14 protein-coding genes are annotated in these 15,585 nt (G+C 67.3%); 4 read left to right on the top strand and 10 right to left on the bottom strand.

What is annotated here, in order from left to right; genetic code table 11:
* Positions 1 to 324: 324 nt before the first annotated feature.
* The 4 genes from G3N64_RS34310 to G3N64_RS34295 are packed head-to-tail and all read right to left on the bottom strand — an operon-like array spanning position 325 to position 3,941.
* Positions 325 to 1,041 carry a PqiC family protein gene (locus tag G3N64_RS34310; RefSeq protein ID WP_205788118.1) on the bottom strand — a complete coding sequence of 239 codons (717 nt, stop codon included), beginning with the start codon at positions 1,039 to 1,041 and terminating at the stop codon, positions 325 to 327.
* Positions 1,038 to 2,657 (bottom strand): MlaD family protein, encoded by a 1,620-nt coding sequence (locus tag G3N64_RS34305; protein WP_205788117.1) that lies wholly within the window; start codon positions 2,655 to 2,657, stop codon positions 1,038 to 1,040. Before G3N64_RS34305 ends, G3N64_RS34310 begins: the two co-directional genes overlap by 4 nt.
* Entirely contained in the window at positions 2,650 to 3,279 is a 630-nt protein-coding gene (locus G3N64_RS34300; RefSeq protein ID WP_205788116.1) for a paraquat-inducible protein A, read from the bottom strand. Before G3N64_RS34300 ends, G3N64_RS34305 begins: the two co-directional genes overlap by 8 nt.
* The gene (locus tag G3N64_RS34295; protein WP_205788115.1) at positions 3,276 to 3,941 is read right to left on the bottom strand and encodes a paraquat-inducible protein A; all 666 of its coding nucleotides are present in this window, start codon (positions 3,939 to 3,941) and stop codon (positions 3,276 to 3,278) included. Before G3N64_RS34295 ends, G3N64_RS34300 begins: the two co-directional genes overlap by 4 nt.
* 258 nt (positions 3,942 to 4,199) lie before the next feature.
* On the opposite strand from G3N64_RS34295, the gene G3N64_RS34290 reads away from it, so the two are divergent.
* The 4 genes from G3N64_RS34290 (at position 4,200) to G3N64_RS34275 (ending at position 7,435) form a co-directional block, all read left to right on the top strand.
* Positions 4,200 to 4,760, top strand: a complete 561-nt coding sequence (locus G3N64_RS34290) for a cytochrome b (RefSeq protein WP_205788114.1) — start codon at positions 4,200 to 4,202, stop codon at positions 4,758 to 4,760.
* 8 nt (positions 4,761 to 4,768) lie between these two features.
* On the top strand, positions 4,769 to 5,329 hold the full coding sequence (locus G3N64_RS34285) for a YceI family protein (RefSeq protein ID WP_205788113.1): 561 nt from the start codon (positions 4,769 to 4,771) through the stop codon (positions 5,327 to 5,329).
* A gap of 64 nt (positions 5,330 to 5,393) precedes the next feature.
* Positions 5,394 to 5,975 carry a YceI family protein gene (locus G3N64_RS34280; protein WP_205788112.1) on the top strand — a complete coding sequence of 194 codons (582 nt, stop codon included), beginning with the start codon at positions 5,394 to 5,396 and terminating at the stop codon, positions 5,973 to 5,975.
* A 182-nt stretch (positions 5,976 to 6,157) separates the two neighbouring features.
* Positions 6,158 to 7,435, top strand: a complete 1,278-nt coding sequence (locus G3N64_RS34275) for an MFS transporter (protein ID WP_205788111.1) — start codon at positions 6,158 to 6,160, stop codon at positions 7,433 to 7,435.
* 21 nt (positions 7,436 to 7,456) lie between these two features.
* Here the strand turns inward: G3N64_RS34275 and G3N64_RS34270 are convergent, their stop codons facing one another.
* The 6 genes from G3N64_RS34270 to queA form a co-directional block, all read right to left on the bottom strand.
* On the bottom strand, positions 7,457 to 9,001 hold the full coding sequence (locus G3N64_RS34270; protein WP_205788110.1) for a S41 family peptidase: 1,545 nt from the start codon (positions 8,999 to 9,001) through the stop codon (positions 7,457 to 7,459).
* A gap of 194 nt (positions 9,002 to 9,195) precedes the next feature.
* Complete coding sequence (gene secF / locus G3N64_RS34265; RefSeq protein ID WP_006482457.1) at positions 9,196 to 10,146, bottom strand: protein translocase subunit SecF; 951 nt, start codon at positions 10,144 to 10,146, stop codon at positions 9,196 to 9,198.
* Positions 10,147 to 10,164: 18 nt separating this feature from the next.
* Positions 10,165 to 12,186, bottom strand: coding sequence for a protein translocase subunit SecD (gene secD / locus G3N64_RS34260; protein ID WP_205788109.1), 2,022 nt, complete (start codon positions 12,184 to 12,186; stop codon positions 10,165 to 10,167).
* Between the two features lie 106 nt (positions 12,187 to 12,292).
* Positions 12,293 to 12,616, bottom strand: coding sequence for a preprotein translocase subunit YajC (gene yajC / locus G3N64_RS34255; protein WP_006476868.1), 324 nt, complete (start codon positions 12,614 to 12,616; stop codon positions 12,293 to 12,295).
* A gap of 256 nt (positions 12,617 to 12,872) precedes the next feature.
* Positions 12,873 to 14,072, bottom strand: a complete 1,200-nt coding sequence (gene tgt, locus G3N64_RS34250) for a tRNA guanosine(34) transglycosylase Tgt (RefSeq protein WP_205788108.1) — start codon at positions 14,070 to 14,072, stop codon at positions 12,873 to 12,875.
* 158 nt (positions 14,073 to 14,230) lie between these two features.
* Positions 14,231 to 15,298, bottom strand: a complete 1,068-nt coding sequence (gene queA, locus G3N64_RS34245; protein WP_205788107.1) for a tRNA preQ1(34) S-adenosylmethionine ribosyltransferase-isomerase QueA — start codon at positions 15,296 to 15,298, stop codon at positions 14,231 to 14,233.
* Positions 15,299 to 15,585 lie beyond the last annotated feature (287 nt).

Genomic DNA, 15,585 nt, shown 5'->3' with positions numbered 1-15,585 from the left:
CGCCCGGCGCCGCTGGCTGGCGCACACGGCGAGCGGCGCGCGCCTGAAAGTGCGTAGGATCGTCAATCGCAGGTGAAAACGCAAGCCGACCGCATTTTAAGACACCGGTTCCGGTCGTCTATGACAAACAATGCAAAGTTGGCCGTTCGGGCGATGCGTGCGAGGCAGGGCGCGGACACGGGTTCCGCGCAGGTTCCGACGATGCGGAGCGCATCAGGTGGTTGCCGGCGAGCGGGTGGGGAGGATCGCCAGCCGGCGCATGCGAGATGGCTGGCGAACCGGTCGGATGAATCCGCGCAGGCCCGCGCGGCCCCGGCTGTCTCCTTACGCGCCGGGCTGGCCCGTCGCGCCTGCGGCGTCGCCGCCCGGCGTCGGGTTGGCCGGGCACGGCACGACCGGCACGGCGGCCGTCTTGCTGCCGGGTGCGGCCGCCGTCCCGCGCCGTGCCGCCATCGCGCGCACGCCGGCTGCGGCTTGCGTCGCAATCACGTCGAGCGCGCGCCGGTGGCCGGCCACGAGCGCGTCGTAGCCGTCGGCGACCGGTTCCGCGACGCTCGTGCGGCAGGTCATCACGGCCTGCGTGGCGAGCGAGCGCACGCTCCACACGGCATCGACCGCCGCGCGCTTGGCCGGCCACGACTCGAAGCGCTGCACGTTCACGCTGATGCGATACACGGGCACGCCGGGCGGATAAGCGGAATTCGCGACGTCGATCGTGCCGAGCTGCGTCGCGAGATCGTCCGACAGCGCGCGGCGGATCTCGTCGGCGGGCGGCGACGCCCAGCGTTCCTGCTCGAGCACGTCGACCTGCGCAGCGTTCTTCTGCACGACCAGCTGGTTCTTCGCGACCTGTTCGGGCACGCCGACGGACGGCACCTCGATCAGGAACGCCGGATTGGCCGGCGCGGTGCGCAGCGGCGTTGCGGCGTCGGCCGGGCTGAGCGTGTAGAACCGCGCGGGCGGCGAGCTGCACGCGGCGAGCGCGAGGGCGGCGACAGCCGCCGCCGCGCCGCTCGCGAAACCGTTCACGCATGTCGTCATTGTTTATCTCCTGGCTTGCCCTTGAGCAGCGATTCGGGGTGACGCTCGAGGTAGTCGGCGAGCGCGTTCAGCGACTGCAGCGTGCGCGTGAGTTCCTTCAGCGCGCCGCGCACGTCGGACTGCAGCGGCGAATCCTGCTGCAGCGTCGCTTCGGCGGTCGAGAAGGTCTGCTTCGCGGCCGACAGCGTGTCGCGCGCTTCCGGCGCGACCTGCGTGTCGAGCTGCTTGAACAGCCTGTCGGCGTTCGCGAGCGTGCTGTTCAGGTTCGCGCCGATCTGGTCGAACGGCACCTTGTCGAGCTTCTTCGCGATGTCGGCGACCTGCAACTGCAGCTCGTCGAGCGTGTTCGGCACGGTCGGCAGCTCGAGCGGCTGGCGCGCCGTGTCGATCTTCACGGCCGGCGCCTTCGGGAAGAAGTCGAGCGCGACGTACAGCTGGCTCGTCAGCAGGTTGCCGGTGCGCAGCTGGCCGCGCAGCCCGTGCTGGACGAGCCGCTCGACGATCTCGCGGCGGGCCGGTTCGCCCTTGCTCTCGATCGTTTCGCGGAAGCGGCGGCCGAGGCGTTCCGGATACACGTTCATCGTCACCGGCATCAGGAAGTTCTTCGTCTTCGGATCGAAGTCGATGCCGATGTTCGTCACTTCGCCGAGCACGATGCCGCGGAAATCGACCGTCGCGCCGACGGCGAGCCCGCGCAGCGACTGGTTGAAGTTCATCACGACCTGCAGCGGCAGGCCGTCCGGGTCGCGCATCGCGTCGCCCTCGTCGGACGCGAGGCGGAACGTCGTGTTGTTCGGCGCCGTCGCGCCGCTGCCCTGGTTCGGCGGCGTCTGGAACGCGATGCCGCCGAGGATCACCGTCGCGAGCGACTGCGTGTTCAGCTTCAGGCCGCTCGAATCGAGCCGCAGGTCGACGCCGCTCGCCTGCCACCAGCGCGAGTTCACGCCGACGTACTGGTCGTACGGCGCATTGACGAACACGTTGAACGTGACGCCCGTGCCGTCCTTGTCGAGCGAGAAGCCGACCACCTGGCCGACCTGCACGCGGCGGTAGTAGACCGGCGAGCCGATGTCGACCGAGCCGAGCGAATCGCCGCGCAGCACGTATTGCGTGCCTTTCTGGTCGCCCGTGACGGCGGGCGGCGTCTCGAGGCCGGTGAAGTCGGTCAGCGTATCCTCCGAACGCCCGGCGTCGACGCCGATGTACGCGCCCGACAGCAGCGTGCCGAGCCCCGACACGCCGGTCGCGCCGACGCGCGGCCGCACGATCCAGAAGCGCGAGCCCTTGACCGCGAAGTCCTCCGCTTCCTTCTTGAGCTGCACCTGGACGAGCACGCGCGCCAGGTCCTTCGACAGCTTGATCGTCTTGACCATGCCGATCTCGACGTCCTTGTACTTGACCTGGGTCTTGCCGGGCTCGAGCCCTTCGGCGCTGTGGAAGCTGATCGTGATTTCCGGGCCGCGCTCGCGCACGGACTTGATCACGAGGCCGATGCCGATCAGCGCGGCGATCAGCGGCACGAGCCAGACGAGCGACGGCAGCCAGCCGCTTTTCGTCGAGATCGTCGGATCGGGCGGCCGGGGCGCGTCGTGCTGCGGGCCTTGTGGACTATTCATGGTGATTCCCTGAGGTTTCGACTGGATCCCATATCAGGCGGGGATCGAACTGCATCGACGCGAGCATCGTCAGGATCACGACCGAGCCGAACGCGAGCGCGCCGGGGCCGGCCGTGATGGTGGCGAGCGAACGGAAATGGACGAGCGCGACGGTCAGCGTCACGACGAAGATGTCGAGCATCGACCAGCGGCCGATGCGCTCGACGATCCGGAACAGGCGCGTGCGCTGCAGCGGCCGCCAGGCGGTGCGGCGCTGCGCGCTGATCACGAGGATCAGCAGCACGCAGAGCTTGAGCATCGGCACGAGGATGCTCGCGACGAACACGACGACCGCGAGCGGCCAGTCGCCGGACGTCCAGAAATAGATGACGCCGCTCATGATCGTGTCTTCCTGCGAGCCGACGATCGACGACGTACGCATGATCGGCAGCAGGTTCGCGGGAATGTAGAGGATCGCGGCCGCGAGCAGCAGCGCCCATGTGCGCACGATGCTGTTCGGCGTGCGGAAGTGAAGCGTGCTGCCGCAGCGCGCGCAATGCGCGTGCGGATGGTCGATCGTCTGTACGAGCCCGCATGCGTGGCAGCTGGCGTAGCCCTCGCGGGCGGCGGTCGGCATTGTCATCGGCGGGGGGCTTCCGGCGGCGGCGCGGCGTCGTCGGGCCGGACACGTGTGCGCCCGGCGCGCAGGTCGTCGGCGATGTCCCACAGCGTGCGCGGGTCGAACATCAGCACGACGGCGGTCATCAGCGTGAGCGCGCCGAACGCGAACAGCGCGGCGTCGGGAACGACTTTTGCCAGACTCACCATCTTCACGATCGTGACGACGATGCCGAGCATGAATACTTCGATCATGCCCCACGGCCGCACGAGCTGGATCGTGCGCAGCACCAGGTTGAGACCCGGCGGCACGACGCCGCGGCGGATCGGCAGCAGCACGTACAGCAGCGCGGCCATTTCGACGAGCGGGAACAGCACAGTCGAACAGAACACCATCACGCCGACGATTTCCATGCCCTGGCGCCACAGCGCGTCGATCGCGCCGATCAGCGTCGTCTGCACGCGCGTACCGTTCAGGTCCATTTCGAGGATCGGGAACGTCTGCGCGATGACGAACGTGACGAGTGCCGCGACCGCGAGCGCGCTGATTCGCTCGATCTGCGTGGTGCTATCGCGATAGAGCTGCGCGTCGCAGCGCGGACAGCGCGCGATTTCGCGGCGGCCGAGATGCGGTTTGTGCAACAGTGCGTCGCACTCGTGACAGGCAATCAGGTCGTTTCGTTGCATGGAAAAAGCAGTGGTGCGACGGCTGGGGAGGCGCGTCGACGGGGCCGGAACCCGCGCCAATCTTACCAAAAGGCCTTTTTCGGTGTGTCAACGATCGCGTGTGCGGTGACCGATCGGTAACATGACAGGAAGCTGTCAGCCGGCTGGCGGGCCTGTCTTCAGAGTCCGCGCGTGTCAAAAGGTTGCGGTAGCATGGCGCCCTTGACAAGCGTCGGACGAATGGCCGGCGCGGCCGTTCGCTGAACTGAGGAATCCAAGATGGCATCGAAATCGCTGCTGGCCAGGCCGGTACGCTACACGCAGACGGCGATCGCGCTGCACTGGCTGATCGCGCTGCTGATCGTCTGCGCGTTCGCGCTGGGCTGGGTGATGACCGACATCCCCGGCTTCACGCCGACCAAGCTGAAGTACTTCTCGTGGCACAAGTGGATCGGCGTGACGGTATTCGCGCTGGCCGTCGCGCGCGTGCTGTGGCGTGCGACCCACGTGCCGCCGGCGCTGCCGGGCGGTACGCCGGCGTGGCAGCGTGCGGCGTCGCACGGCGTGCACATCCTGCTGTACGTGCTGATGATCGTGATTCCGGTGACGGGCTACCTGTACAGCTCGGCGTCGAACATCCCGGTCGTCTACCTCGGCATCGTGCCGCTGCCGCGGCTGATCGACCCCGATCCGGTGCTGAAGGAAACCTTCAAGACGCTGCACGTGTCATTGAATTACATTCTGCTTGCACTCGTCTCGATGCATGTGCTCGCGGCGCTCAAGCACCAGTTGTTGGACCGCGACGGCCTGCTGTCGCGGATGCTTCCCTCTGCCAAATGAAGGATCCCATGAAAGTGTCTTTCTCCCGCTCCATGCTGACCGCGTTCGCCGCGGTGTCACTTGTCGCGTCGGGCGCGGCGCTCGCCGATGTCGATCTCGCGAAGAGCAAGGTGTCCGCCGTGTCGAAGCAGATGAACGTGCCGACCGAAGGCGCGTTCAAGAAGTTTTCCGCGCAGGTGAAGTTCGATCCGGCGAAAGCCGCGCAGGGCAGCGCCCAGATGACGATCGACGTCGGAAGCTATGACCTCGGCGACAAGATGTACAACGACCAGGTCGCCGGCAAGGACTGGTTCGACGCGAAGGCGTATCCGCAGGCGACGTTCGTGTCGTCGGCGATCGCGCCGGCGGGTGGCAACAAGTACAACGTGACCGGCAAGCTGACGATCAAGGGCAAGTCCGAGAACGTCACGGTGCCCGTCACGGTCACGCAGAGCGGCGCGACGCAGACTTTCGACGGCGTGCTGCCGATCAAGCGCTCGGCGTTCAACGTCGGCACCGGCGAGTGGAAGGACACGTCGGTCGTCGCGGACGACGTGCAGATCAAGTTCCATCTCGTCGCCACGAAGTAAGCGGCGGGCTGTCGCCTCACCTGAATGCCGCGCGAGGGCGCGGCGCCGTTCCAAGGAGAAAGAGTTGAAAAAGCAACTGATCATCGCCGCAGGCGCACTGGCAGCGTCGCTGTCGTTCTCGGCGTTTGCCGACAGCGCAACGTACCAGTTCGACCCGAGCCACACGTACCCGAGCTTCGAGGCCGACCACTTCGGCGGTCTGTCCGTCTGGCGCGGCAAGTTCGACAAGTCGAGCGGCACCGTGACGCTCGACCGCGCGGCGAAGACGGGTACGGTCGACGTGACGACCGACATCGCGTCGATCCACACCGGCAGCGCGAAGCTCGACGAGCATCTGCAGACGGCCGAGTTCTTCGACGTCGCCAAGTTCCCGCAGGCGAACTACAAGGGCGCAATCAAGTTCGACGGCGACAAGCCGGTGTCGGTGGTCGGCAACCTGACGCTGCACGGCGTCACGAAGCCGCTGACGCTGAAGATCGATTCGTTCAAGTGCATGCCGCACCCGATGCTCAAGCGTGAAGTGTGCGGTGTCGACGCAGTCGGCGAATTCAGCCGCGACGATTTCGGCCTCGACTACGGCAAGCAGTACGGCTTCAAGATGAAGACGAAGCTGCTGATCACGGCAGAAGCCGTCAAGCAGCAGTAATGCTTCCGGTCGGGCCGGCCGCCGCGCCGGCCCGCCGCGAGCACGCCGCCGCGTTCCCGTCAGGGGGCGCGGCGGTTTTTTTTGCGCGCCTATAATCGCCCGAGCGCCGTGCGCGGCGCCGGGCAGGCCAACGGCGCGCGCGGCCGCCTCGAACAGAACGTACAACGACAAGGAGATCGCCGATGCATGCCGTCACGCAGTCCCGTTCCATTGCCTCGTCGCCGCGCGTGTGGCGCGCGGTGGTCGCCGCGTCGATCGGCAATGCGCTCGAGTGGTTCGATCTCGTCGTCTACGGCTTCTTCGCGGTGACGATCTCGAAGCTGTTCTTCCCGGCCGGCAACGACACCGTGTCGCTGCTGCTCACGCTCGGCACGTTCGGCGTGTCGTTCTTCATGCGGCCGCTCGGCGCGATCGTGCTCGGCGCGTATGCCGACCGCGCAGGCCGCAAGGCCGCGCTCACGCTGTCGATCCTGCTGATGATGGCCGGCACGCTGATCATCGCGGTGCTGCCGACCTACGAGACGATCGGCGTCGCCGCGCCGGTGATCCTCGTCGCCGCGCGGCTGATGCAGGGCTTCTCGGCCGGCGGCGAATTCGGCAGCGCGACCGCGTTCCTCGCCGAGCACGTGCCGGGCCGGCGCGGCTTCTTCGCGAGCTGGCAGGTCGCGAGCCAGGGGCTCACGACGCTGCTCGCCGCCGGCTTCGGCACCGTGCTGAACGCGCAGCTGTCGGCCGCGCAGATGGCGTCGTGGGGCTGGCGCGTGCCGTTCTTCTTCGGGCTGCTGCTCGGGCCGGTCGCGTACTACATCCGCACGAAGGTCGACGAGACGCCCGAATTCCTCGCGGCGGAAGGCACCGCGACCCCGCTGCGCGACACATTCGCGTCGCACAAGGCGCGCCTCGTGGCCGCGATGGGCGTGGTCGTGCTCGGCACCGTCGCGACCTATCTCGTGCTGTTCATGCCGACCTACGGCGTGAAGCAGCTTGGCCTTGCGCCGTCGGCCGCGTTCGCGGCGATCCTCGTCGTCGGCGTGATCCAGATGGCGTTCGCGCCGCTCGTCGGCCAATGGTCGGACACCTACGGCCGCGTGCGCGTGATGATCGCGCCGGCCGTCGGCATCCTCGTGCTGATCTATCCGGCGTTCGCGTACCTGGTTGGCCATCCGGGCTTCGGCACGCTGATCGCGCTGCAGGTGCTGCTCGCGTTCCTGATGACGGGGTACTTCGCGGCGCTGCCGGGTCTGTTGTCCGAAGTGTTTCCGGTGCAGACGCGTACGACCGGGATGTCGCTCGCGTATAACGTCGCGGTGACGATCTTCGGCGGCTTCGGGCCATTCATCATCGCGTGGCTGATCAAGGCGACCGGGATGAAGACCGCGCCGAGTTTCTACCTGATGTTCGCGGCCGTGCTGAGCCTCATCGCGCTGGTCGTGCTGCGCCGGCGGTTCGGCTTCCGGTAACGAGAGGGCAGGCGGTGCGCGTCAGTTGCCGGTGCGCTCGCACACGGGCTGCGCGGGCATCAGTTGCGGTTTGGCTTCGACGGTCTGCACGGGGTGCCCGGCGAGCGCGGCAAGCGCCTGCCTGAGCTGCCAGTCGGTGGCCGTGCCGAATACGCGCTGCGGCAACGCCGCGCTCTTCGTCGTATCGATCTTCGCGAGCGCACGCTGCTCGCGCAGCTTTTGCCGTTCCTTGCGCACCGTCGCGAACGGATCGGGCGCCAGCCGGTCCGCATACGGCGCGCGGGCGAGATCGGCTTCCCGATACCACAGCAGCACGCCGTCGACGTCCGCGTCGCGGCGCGGCGGCACGAGCCAGTCCGGCACGACGCCGTAGCCGTCCATCGGGCAGCCGTTCGGCCGCAGGTTGCGCGCGAACGTGAAATTCAGGCGCGTGCCGTCGATCAGGTCGACGCCCGTCTGCGCGAGCCCCTTTCCGTAGGTCGGCATGCCGAGCAGCTTCGCGCGGCCGAGATCCTTCAGCGCCGCCGCGGTCGCTTCGGCCGCCGACGCGCTCTGTCCGTCGACGAGCACGACGAGCGGCACGGTGCGCCACCAGTCGTCGGCCTGCAGCGGCGCGAGCGGGTCCTGCCCGTGCGTGACCGGCAATGCGTAATCGGGCCAGTTGGTCGTGTAGCGGCGGCGGTTGGCGTCGCCGCGCTCGACCGTCACCATCGCGGTGCGGTCGCGGCCCGCGAACAGCGCGGTGATGCCGATCGCCGCATTGAGCGCGCCGCCGCCGTTGATGCGTAGGTCGAGAATCAGGCCTTTCACCGGTGGGCCCGCGCGGCGCGCGGCCTGCACCGCGTCGATGGTGTCGCCGACCGCCGGTTCCGGAAAGCTCGACAGCCGCGTGTACAGGATGTCGCCGTCGAGCCGTTTCGCGGTGGCCGGATGCGGCTTGATGATCGTCCGCACCGGTGCGAAGTTCAGCGTCGCGTGCGATGGGCCGCGCTGTACCGCGAGCTTCAGCGGCACACCCGCGTCGCCCTTGGCGAGCTTGGCCAGGTCGGCGGCGTCGATGCCGACGACGCGCGTATCGTTCATCGCGACGACGAGATCGTCGGGGCGCACGCCGGCCTTTTCCGCGGGCGCGTCGGGAATCACGTCGACGATGTGCAGCCCGTCGGGCCGCGTCTCGAACACGATGCCGATGCCGGGCGTGCCGTCGCGCGCGCGCCGTTCGTCGTCGCGCCGCGCCTGCTCCTCCTTCGCGTCGAAGAAACGCGCGTACGGCAGCGTCTTGATTCCCGCGTGGGTCGTTGCGTCGAGCAGCGCGCCGATGTCGACGTCGGTCAGGTGCTGTCGCTTCAGGATTTCCACCGCCGCCTTGAGCTCGCAGATTTGCGGCTCCCAGTCGGGCGGGCAGGGCGAAGGCAACTGGGCGGTGGCGGGTGAGGCGGCGGGTGAGGAAGCGGGCGGGGCGGACGCCGGCTGTTGCGCACCGACGGACGACACGCACGGCAGGAGCGCGGCCGCGACGGCTGCACAGACGGCAAGGCGAAGAACGACACGCGTGGGAGGCATCATCGGGACCGCACGTTTGAACGGAGGGCGAAGGTGCTTTCCCGCGGCGCGCGGTGCGGTGCGGCGGGACGGTCACGATTGTAGCCGACGCGCATGACGGAGCAGGGTGAGCGGGCACCATGCGCCGAGATGGCGCGGGCATGAAAAAGGCCGGCCCATCGGGCCGGCCTTTCGTGTGTGCCGAAGCAGCGAGGCGCTTAGACCTGCGCGCCTGCGTTCGGATCGTCCGGATCGTGCGCGGTCTTCTTTTCCTTGATCAGGTCTTCGCGCTTGATGCCGAGCCACATCGCGAGCGACCCCGCGACGAACACCGACGAGTAGATGCCGAACATGATGCCGACCGTCAGCGCGAGTGCGAAGTAGTGCAGCGTCGGGCCGCCGAAGAAGAACATCGACAGCACCATCATTTCGGTCGACGTGTGCGTGATGATCGTGCGCGACATCGTGGTCGTGATCGCGTGGTTGATCACTTCCTGCACGCTCATCTTGCGTTCGCGGCGGAACGTTTCGCGGATCCGGTCGAAGATGACGACCGACTCGTTGACCGAGTAGCCGAGCACCGCGAGGATCGCCGCGAGCACCGCCAGCGAGAACTCCCACTGGAAGAACGCGAAGAAGCCGAGAATGATCACGACGTCGTGCAGGTTGGCGATGATGCCGGCCACTGCGTACTTCCACTCGAAGCGGAACGACAGGTAGATCACGATGCCGATCACGACGCACGCGAGCGCGAGCAGGCCGTCGGTTGCGAGCTCCCGGCCGACCTGCGGGCCGACGAACTCGACGCGCTGCAGCGTGACGTCCGGGCTCTGCGCCTTCAGCGCGCCCATCACCTGGTCGCTCTGCTGCGCGGACGTGAGGCCTTCCTTCAGCTGCAGGCGGATCAGCACGTTGCGCGACGTGCCGAAGTTCTGCACCTGCGCGTCGGCGTAGCCGAGCTTGCCGAGCGTCGCGCGCACGGGTTCGAGTTCAGCGGCCTGCTGGTACTGCACCTCGATCACCGTCCCGCCGGTGAATTCGACGGACAGGTGCAGACCGCGGTGGAACAGGAAGAACACGGCGGCGAGGAACGTGACCAGCGAGATCACGTTGAACACCAGCGCGTGCCGCATGAACGGAATGTCTTTACGGATGCGGAAAAATTCCATGGTCTCGTCTCCGGGGCCTTATTGGGTCGAGCCCGGTTTCTTCGGCGACACGCCTTGCTGCGCGCGGTTGCGCAGCTGCGGCTTGCCGGCGCGCGGCGCGTTGCTCTTCGCGGGGGCGGCGAGCTTCGCGGCGCGTGCGGTGTCGGTCGATTCGTCGGCGTCGGTGAACGACGTGCCGGCAGCGGCGCCTTCCGGCTTCCACACCTGGCCGATCGCGAGCGACTTCAGCTTCTTGCGGCCGCCGTACCAGAGGTTGACGATCCCGCGCGAGAAGAACACCGCGGAGAACATCGACGTCAGGATACCGAGGCAGTGCACGATCGCGAACGCGCGAACCGGGCCCGAGCCGAACGCGAGCAGCGCGAGGCCGGCGATCAGCGTCGTGACGTTCGAGTCGAGAATCGTCGCCCATGCATGCGCGTAGCCGGCCTGGATCGCGGTCTGCGGCGGCTGGCCGGCGCGCAGTTCTTCACGCACGCGCTCGTTGATCAGCACGTTCGAGTCGATCGCCATACCGAGCGCGAGCGCGATAGCGGCGATGCCGGGCAGCGTCAGCGTCGCCTGCATCAGCGACAGCACGGCGACGAGCAGCAACAGGTTCACCGACAGGCCGATTACCGACACGACGCCGAACAGCATGTAGTACGCGATCATGAACACGGCGATCGCGCAGAAGCCCCAGATCACCGAGTGGACGCCCATCTTGATGTTGTCGGCGCCGAGGCTCGGGCCGATCGTGCGTTCCTCGATGATGTCCATCGGCGCGGCGAGCGAGCCGGCGCGCAGCAGCAGCGCGAGGTCGGCTGCGGCCTGCGGCGTCGGCTGGCCCGTGATCTGGAAGCGGTCGCCGAGTTCCGACTGGATCGTCGCGACCGTCAGCACTTCGCCCTTGCCCTTCTCGAACAGCACCATCGCCATCGGCTTGCCGATGTTCTCGCGCGATACCGCGCGCACCGAGCGGCCACCCGCCGAATCGAGGCGGATGTTGACCGACGGACGCTGGTGATCGTCGAAGCCGGCCGATGCATCGATGATGCGGTCGCCCGTGAAGATCACGTCCTTCTTCAGCAGCACCGGCGCCTGGTTGCCCTGCGTGAACAGCTCTTCACCCGGCGGCACCGGGTCGTTCGGGTTCGGGTGCGTGTTGATCGGGTCGGCGAGACGCGCCTCGAGCGTCGCGGTGCGGCCGATGATGTCCTTCGCCTTCGCGGTGTCCTGCACGCCCGGCAGCTCGACGACGATGCGGTCGCTGCCCTGCTGCTGCAGGATCGGCTCCGACACGCCGAGTTCGTTCACGCGGTTGTGGAGCGTCGTCAGGTTCTGCTTGAGCGCGGCGTCCTCGACGGACTTCTGCACGGCCGGCGTAAACGTGCCGACGACCTGCGTGCCGCCGCCGCCGGGCTGGGTCGCCCATTGCAGTTCGGTGATCGACAGCGCGAGCACCTTGCGGGCGTCTTCCGCCGTCTGCGCATCGCTGAAATTGACGACCACGGACTGGTCGACGCGGCTCACGCCGCCGTCGCGGATGTTCTTGTCGCGCAGCAGCGTGCGCGCGTCGGACGCGTCGGAATCGAGCTTCTTCGTCAGCGCGCCCGTCATGTCGACCTGGAGCAGGAAGTGGACACCGCCGCGCAGGTCGAGGCCGAGATACATCGGCAGCGCGTGCAGCGAGGTCAGCCAGCGCGGCGACGCGCTCTGCAGGTTCAGCGCGACGACGTACTGCGGATCGTTCGGGTCGGTGTTCAGCGACTTCTGCAGCAGGTCCTTGACGCGCAGCTGCGTATCGGTGTCCTTCAGGCGCACGCGGATGTTCGCGTTGGTCGCCGTGTTCTCGAAGGTGACGTCGTCCGGCGTGATCTGCGCGGACGCGAGCGCCGATTCGACCTGGGTCAGCGTGGTCGAGTCGAGCTTGACCGTGGCCTTGCCGCTCGACACCTGCACCGCCGGCGATTCGCCGAAGAAGTTGGGCAATGTGTACAGAAGGCCGATGGCGAGCGCCACGACCATCACGACATATTTCCAGAGTGGATAACGATTCATGAGGGAGCCGAACGGGTGGTTGGCGTGAAAGCGTCGCGTCCGGCGCCGCGGCGGCCCGCTCTCTCAGGCGGGCACGGCGCGGGGAGCCGGACGCTCGGTGAAGGGCTTACAGCGACTTGATCGTGCCCTTCGGCAGAATGGTCGTGACTGCAGCCTTCTGCACGGTGATTTCGGTGCCTTCGGCGATCTCGACGCCGATGTAGCCTTCGGTGACCTTCGTCACCTTGCCCACGAGGCCGCCGCTCGTGACGACTTCGTCGCCCTTGGCCATGGCCGCGAGCATGTTGCGGTGCTCCTTCTGGCGCTTCATCTGCGGACGGATCATGATGAAGTAGAGCACGGCAAACATCAGGATGAGCGGCAGGAAGCTCATCAGGCTCGATTCGGCGCCACCGGCACCTTGGGCGAACGCGTTGGAAATGAACGGCACGTTGGTCTCTCCGTAGGGGAAGATCGAAAAATAAGCCGGTTATTCTACCACCGGCCCCATGCGCAAACGGATCGGCAAATGCGCTTTCGGATCAAGCTGTTAAAGCGAGAACCGGTACCGTTGCGACTTGTGTGGAAAGGCAATTGTAATGTTTGTCGGTTCCGAGCGGCAGTTGGGACGCGCTTGTTTAGGACGAGTCCCAAAAGATTTTCGATCCGTTTAGTGCTTGTCTTATCAAGGGCGGCGCGACCGCCCGTCAGTCGACCCCTCTGGCGCGATCCTCCGCGAAGCGCTGGCGGAACGCGTCGAACGTGTGGGTCTCGATCGCTTCGCGGATCTCGCTCATCAGCTGCAGGTAGTAGTGCAGGTTGTGGATCGTGTTGAGCTGTGCGCCGAGGATCTCGCCGACGCGGTGCAGGTGATGCAGGTAGCCGCGCGAGAAGTTCTGGCACGTGTAGCACGTGCAGCTCGCGTCGAGCGGCTTCAGCGAATTCTTGTGCGTCGCGTTGCGGATCTTCACGTCGCCGAAGCGCGTGAACAGCCAGCCGTTGCGCGCGTTGCGGGTCGGCATCACGCAGTCGAACATGTCGATGCCGTTGGCGACGCCCTCGACCAGGTCCTCCGGCGTGCCGACACCCATCAGGTAGTGCGGCTTGTTGGCCGGCAGCTTCGGGCCGACGTGCTGCAGCACCCGCATCATGTCTTCCTTCGGCTCGCCGACCGACAGCCCGCCGATCGCGAGGCCGTGGAAGCCGAGTTCCGCGAGGCCCGCGAGCGATTCGTCGCGCAGGTCCTCGAACATTCCGCCCTGGACGATCCCGAACAGCGCGTTCGGGTTGCCGAGCCGGTCGAACTCGTCGAGCGAGCGCTTCGCCCAGCGCAGCGACATGCGCATCGACTCGGCCGCTTCCTTGTGCGTGGTCGGCACGCCGTTGGTCGCATACGGCGTGCACTCGTCGAACTGCATCACGACGTCGGAGTTCAGCACCTTCTGGATCTGCATCGACACTTCCGGCGACAGGAACAGCTTGTCGCCGTTGATCGGCGACGCGAACGTGACGCCGTCCTCGGTGATCTTGCGCAGGTCGCCGAGCGAGAACACCTGGAAGCCGCCCGAGTCGGTCAGGATCGGCTTGTTCCAGCCCATGAAGCCGTGCAGGCCGCCGTGCGCGTCGATCGTGTCGAGGCCCGGGCGCAGCCACAGGTGGAACGTGTTGCCGAGGATGATCTGGGCCTTGATCTCGTGCAGCTCGCGCGGCTGGATCGCCTTCACGGTGCCGTACGTGCCGACCGGCATGAAGATCGGCGTCTCGACCACGCCGTGGTTGAGCTTTACGCGGCCGCGGCGCGCATGGCCGTCGGTCGTCAGCAGTTCGAATTCGAGCCCGTTCGCCGGGCGGTCCTGCACGGGGGCGTGCATATCAGCGTGCGTATCGTGGGATGAACCTTCGGTCATCGCGTCATTCTCCTTGCCACCGGAAAACAGTCCGGCGCATGTTGGAAACGCCGCCGGGAATCCGGCGGCGGGGAAAGCGGGTGCGTGCGAGCATCGCACGCACAACGTGAAAGCGGAACCTGGCCGTTCGGTACGGCGGCACGGCCTCCGTGCCGCGCTTACGCGCTCGGCGCCTCCGGCGCGTCGCGCCGCGTGAGCAGCATCGCATCGCCGTAGCTGAAGAAGCGGTAGCGTTGCTCGATCGCGTGCCGGTACGCGGCGCGGATCGTCTCGACGCCCGCGAACGCGGACACCAGCATCAGCAGCGTCGACTTCGGCAGGTGGAAGTTCGTGACGAGCCGGTCGACCACGCGGAAGCGATAGCCGGGCGTGATGAAGATGTCGGTCTCGGCCTGCGTGGCCGCAAGCGGGCGGCCCGCTTCGTCGGCCGCGCGCGCCGCGGCTTCGAGCGCGCGCATCGACGTCGTGCCGACCGCGATCACGTTGCCGCCGCGCGCGCGGGTCGCGGCGATCCTGTCGACGAGCGACTGCGGCAGGTCGTACCACTCGCTGTGCATCCGGTGCTCGGCGATGTTGTCGACACGCACCGGCTGGAACGTGCCGGCGCCGACGTGCAGCGTGAGCGTCGCGCGCTCGACGCCCATCGCGTCGAGCCGGTCGAGCATCGGCTGGTCGAAGTGCAGCCCGGCCGTGGGCGCGGCGACCGCGCCCGGGTTGCTCGCGTAGACGGTCTGGTAGCGCATCTCGTCGGTCGCGTCCGGATCGTGCTCGATATAGGGCGGCAGCGGCAGGCGGCCGTACTGCTCGATCAGCTCGAGGCACGGCGCGGGGAAGTTCAGCGTGAAGAACGGATCGACGCGCTCGCCCACCGTCACGTCGAACGCATCGGCGAGCCGCAGCGTCGTGCCGGCGCCCGGCGACTTGCTCGCGCGGATCTGCGCGAGCGCCGTGTGCGTGCCGGTCACGCGCTCGATCAGCACCTCGATCTTGCCGCCGCTGGCCTTCTGGCCGAAGAAACGCGCCTTCAGCACTTTGGTATCGTTGAAGACGAGCAGATCGCCGGCCGCGATGCATGCCGGCAGCTCGGTGAAATGGCGGTCGACGAAGCGCGCGGGCGCGACGGTGCCGTCGACCTCGAGCAGGCGGCTTGCGGTGCGATCGGGCAGCGCGGTTTGTGCAATCAGCTCGGGCGGCAGATTGAAATCGAAATCGGAAAGCGTGAACATGCGGGCTGGTTCGAAGCGGCCGGCGGGCGTCGCCGGCAGGGCGGAAACGCGTAAATGGGGCGCGCGAGCCGCTATGATGACGGGATGCGCGGCCTGGCCGGCGTCGTTCGTTCGGACGACGTGAAAGCCGCTATTGTACTTGCCTTGCGAAGCACCCAGACGATCCGATGCCTGTGTCACCACGCCGTTCCCCCGCCGCCGTTGCCGATTCCGCCGATCCGTTCGACGCGGAGGATGTTGCGCTGCCCGCGCGAAGCGCGGGGGAGCGTGATTCCGCGGAGCGCGCA

The sequence above is a fragment of the Burkholderia sp. Ac-20344 genome (assembly GCF_017104975.1).
In the GTDB taxonomy this organism is placed as follows: domain Bacteria; phylum Pseudomonadota; class Gammaproteobacteria; order Burkholderiales; family Burkholderiaceae; genus Burkholderia.
The sequence above is the reverse complement of the archived record's forward strand: the minus strand, read 5'-3'. Positions and strand labels throughout refer to the sequence as shown.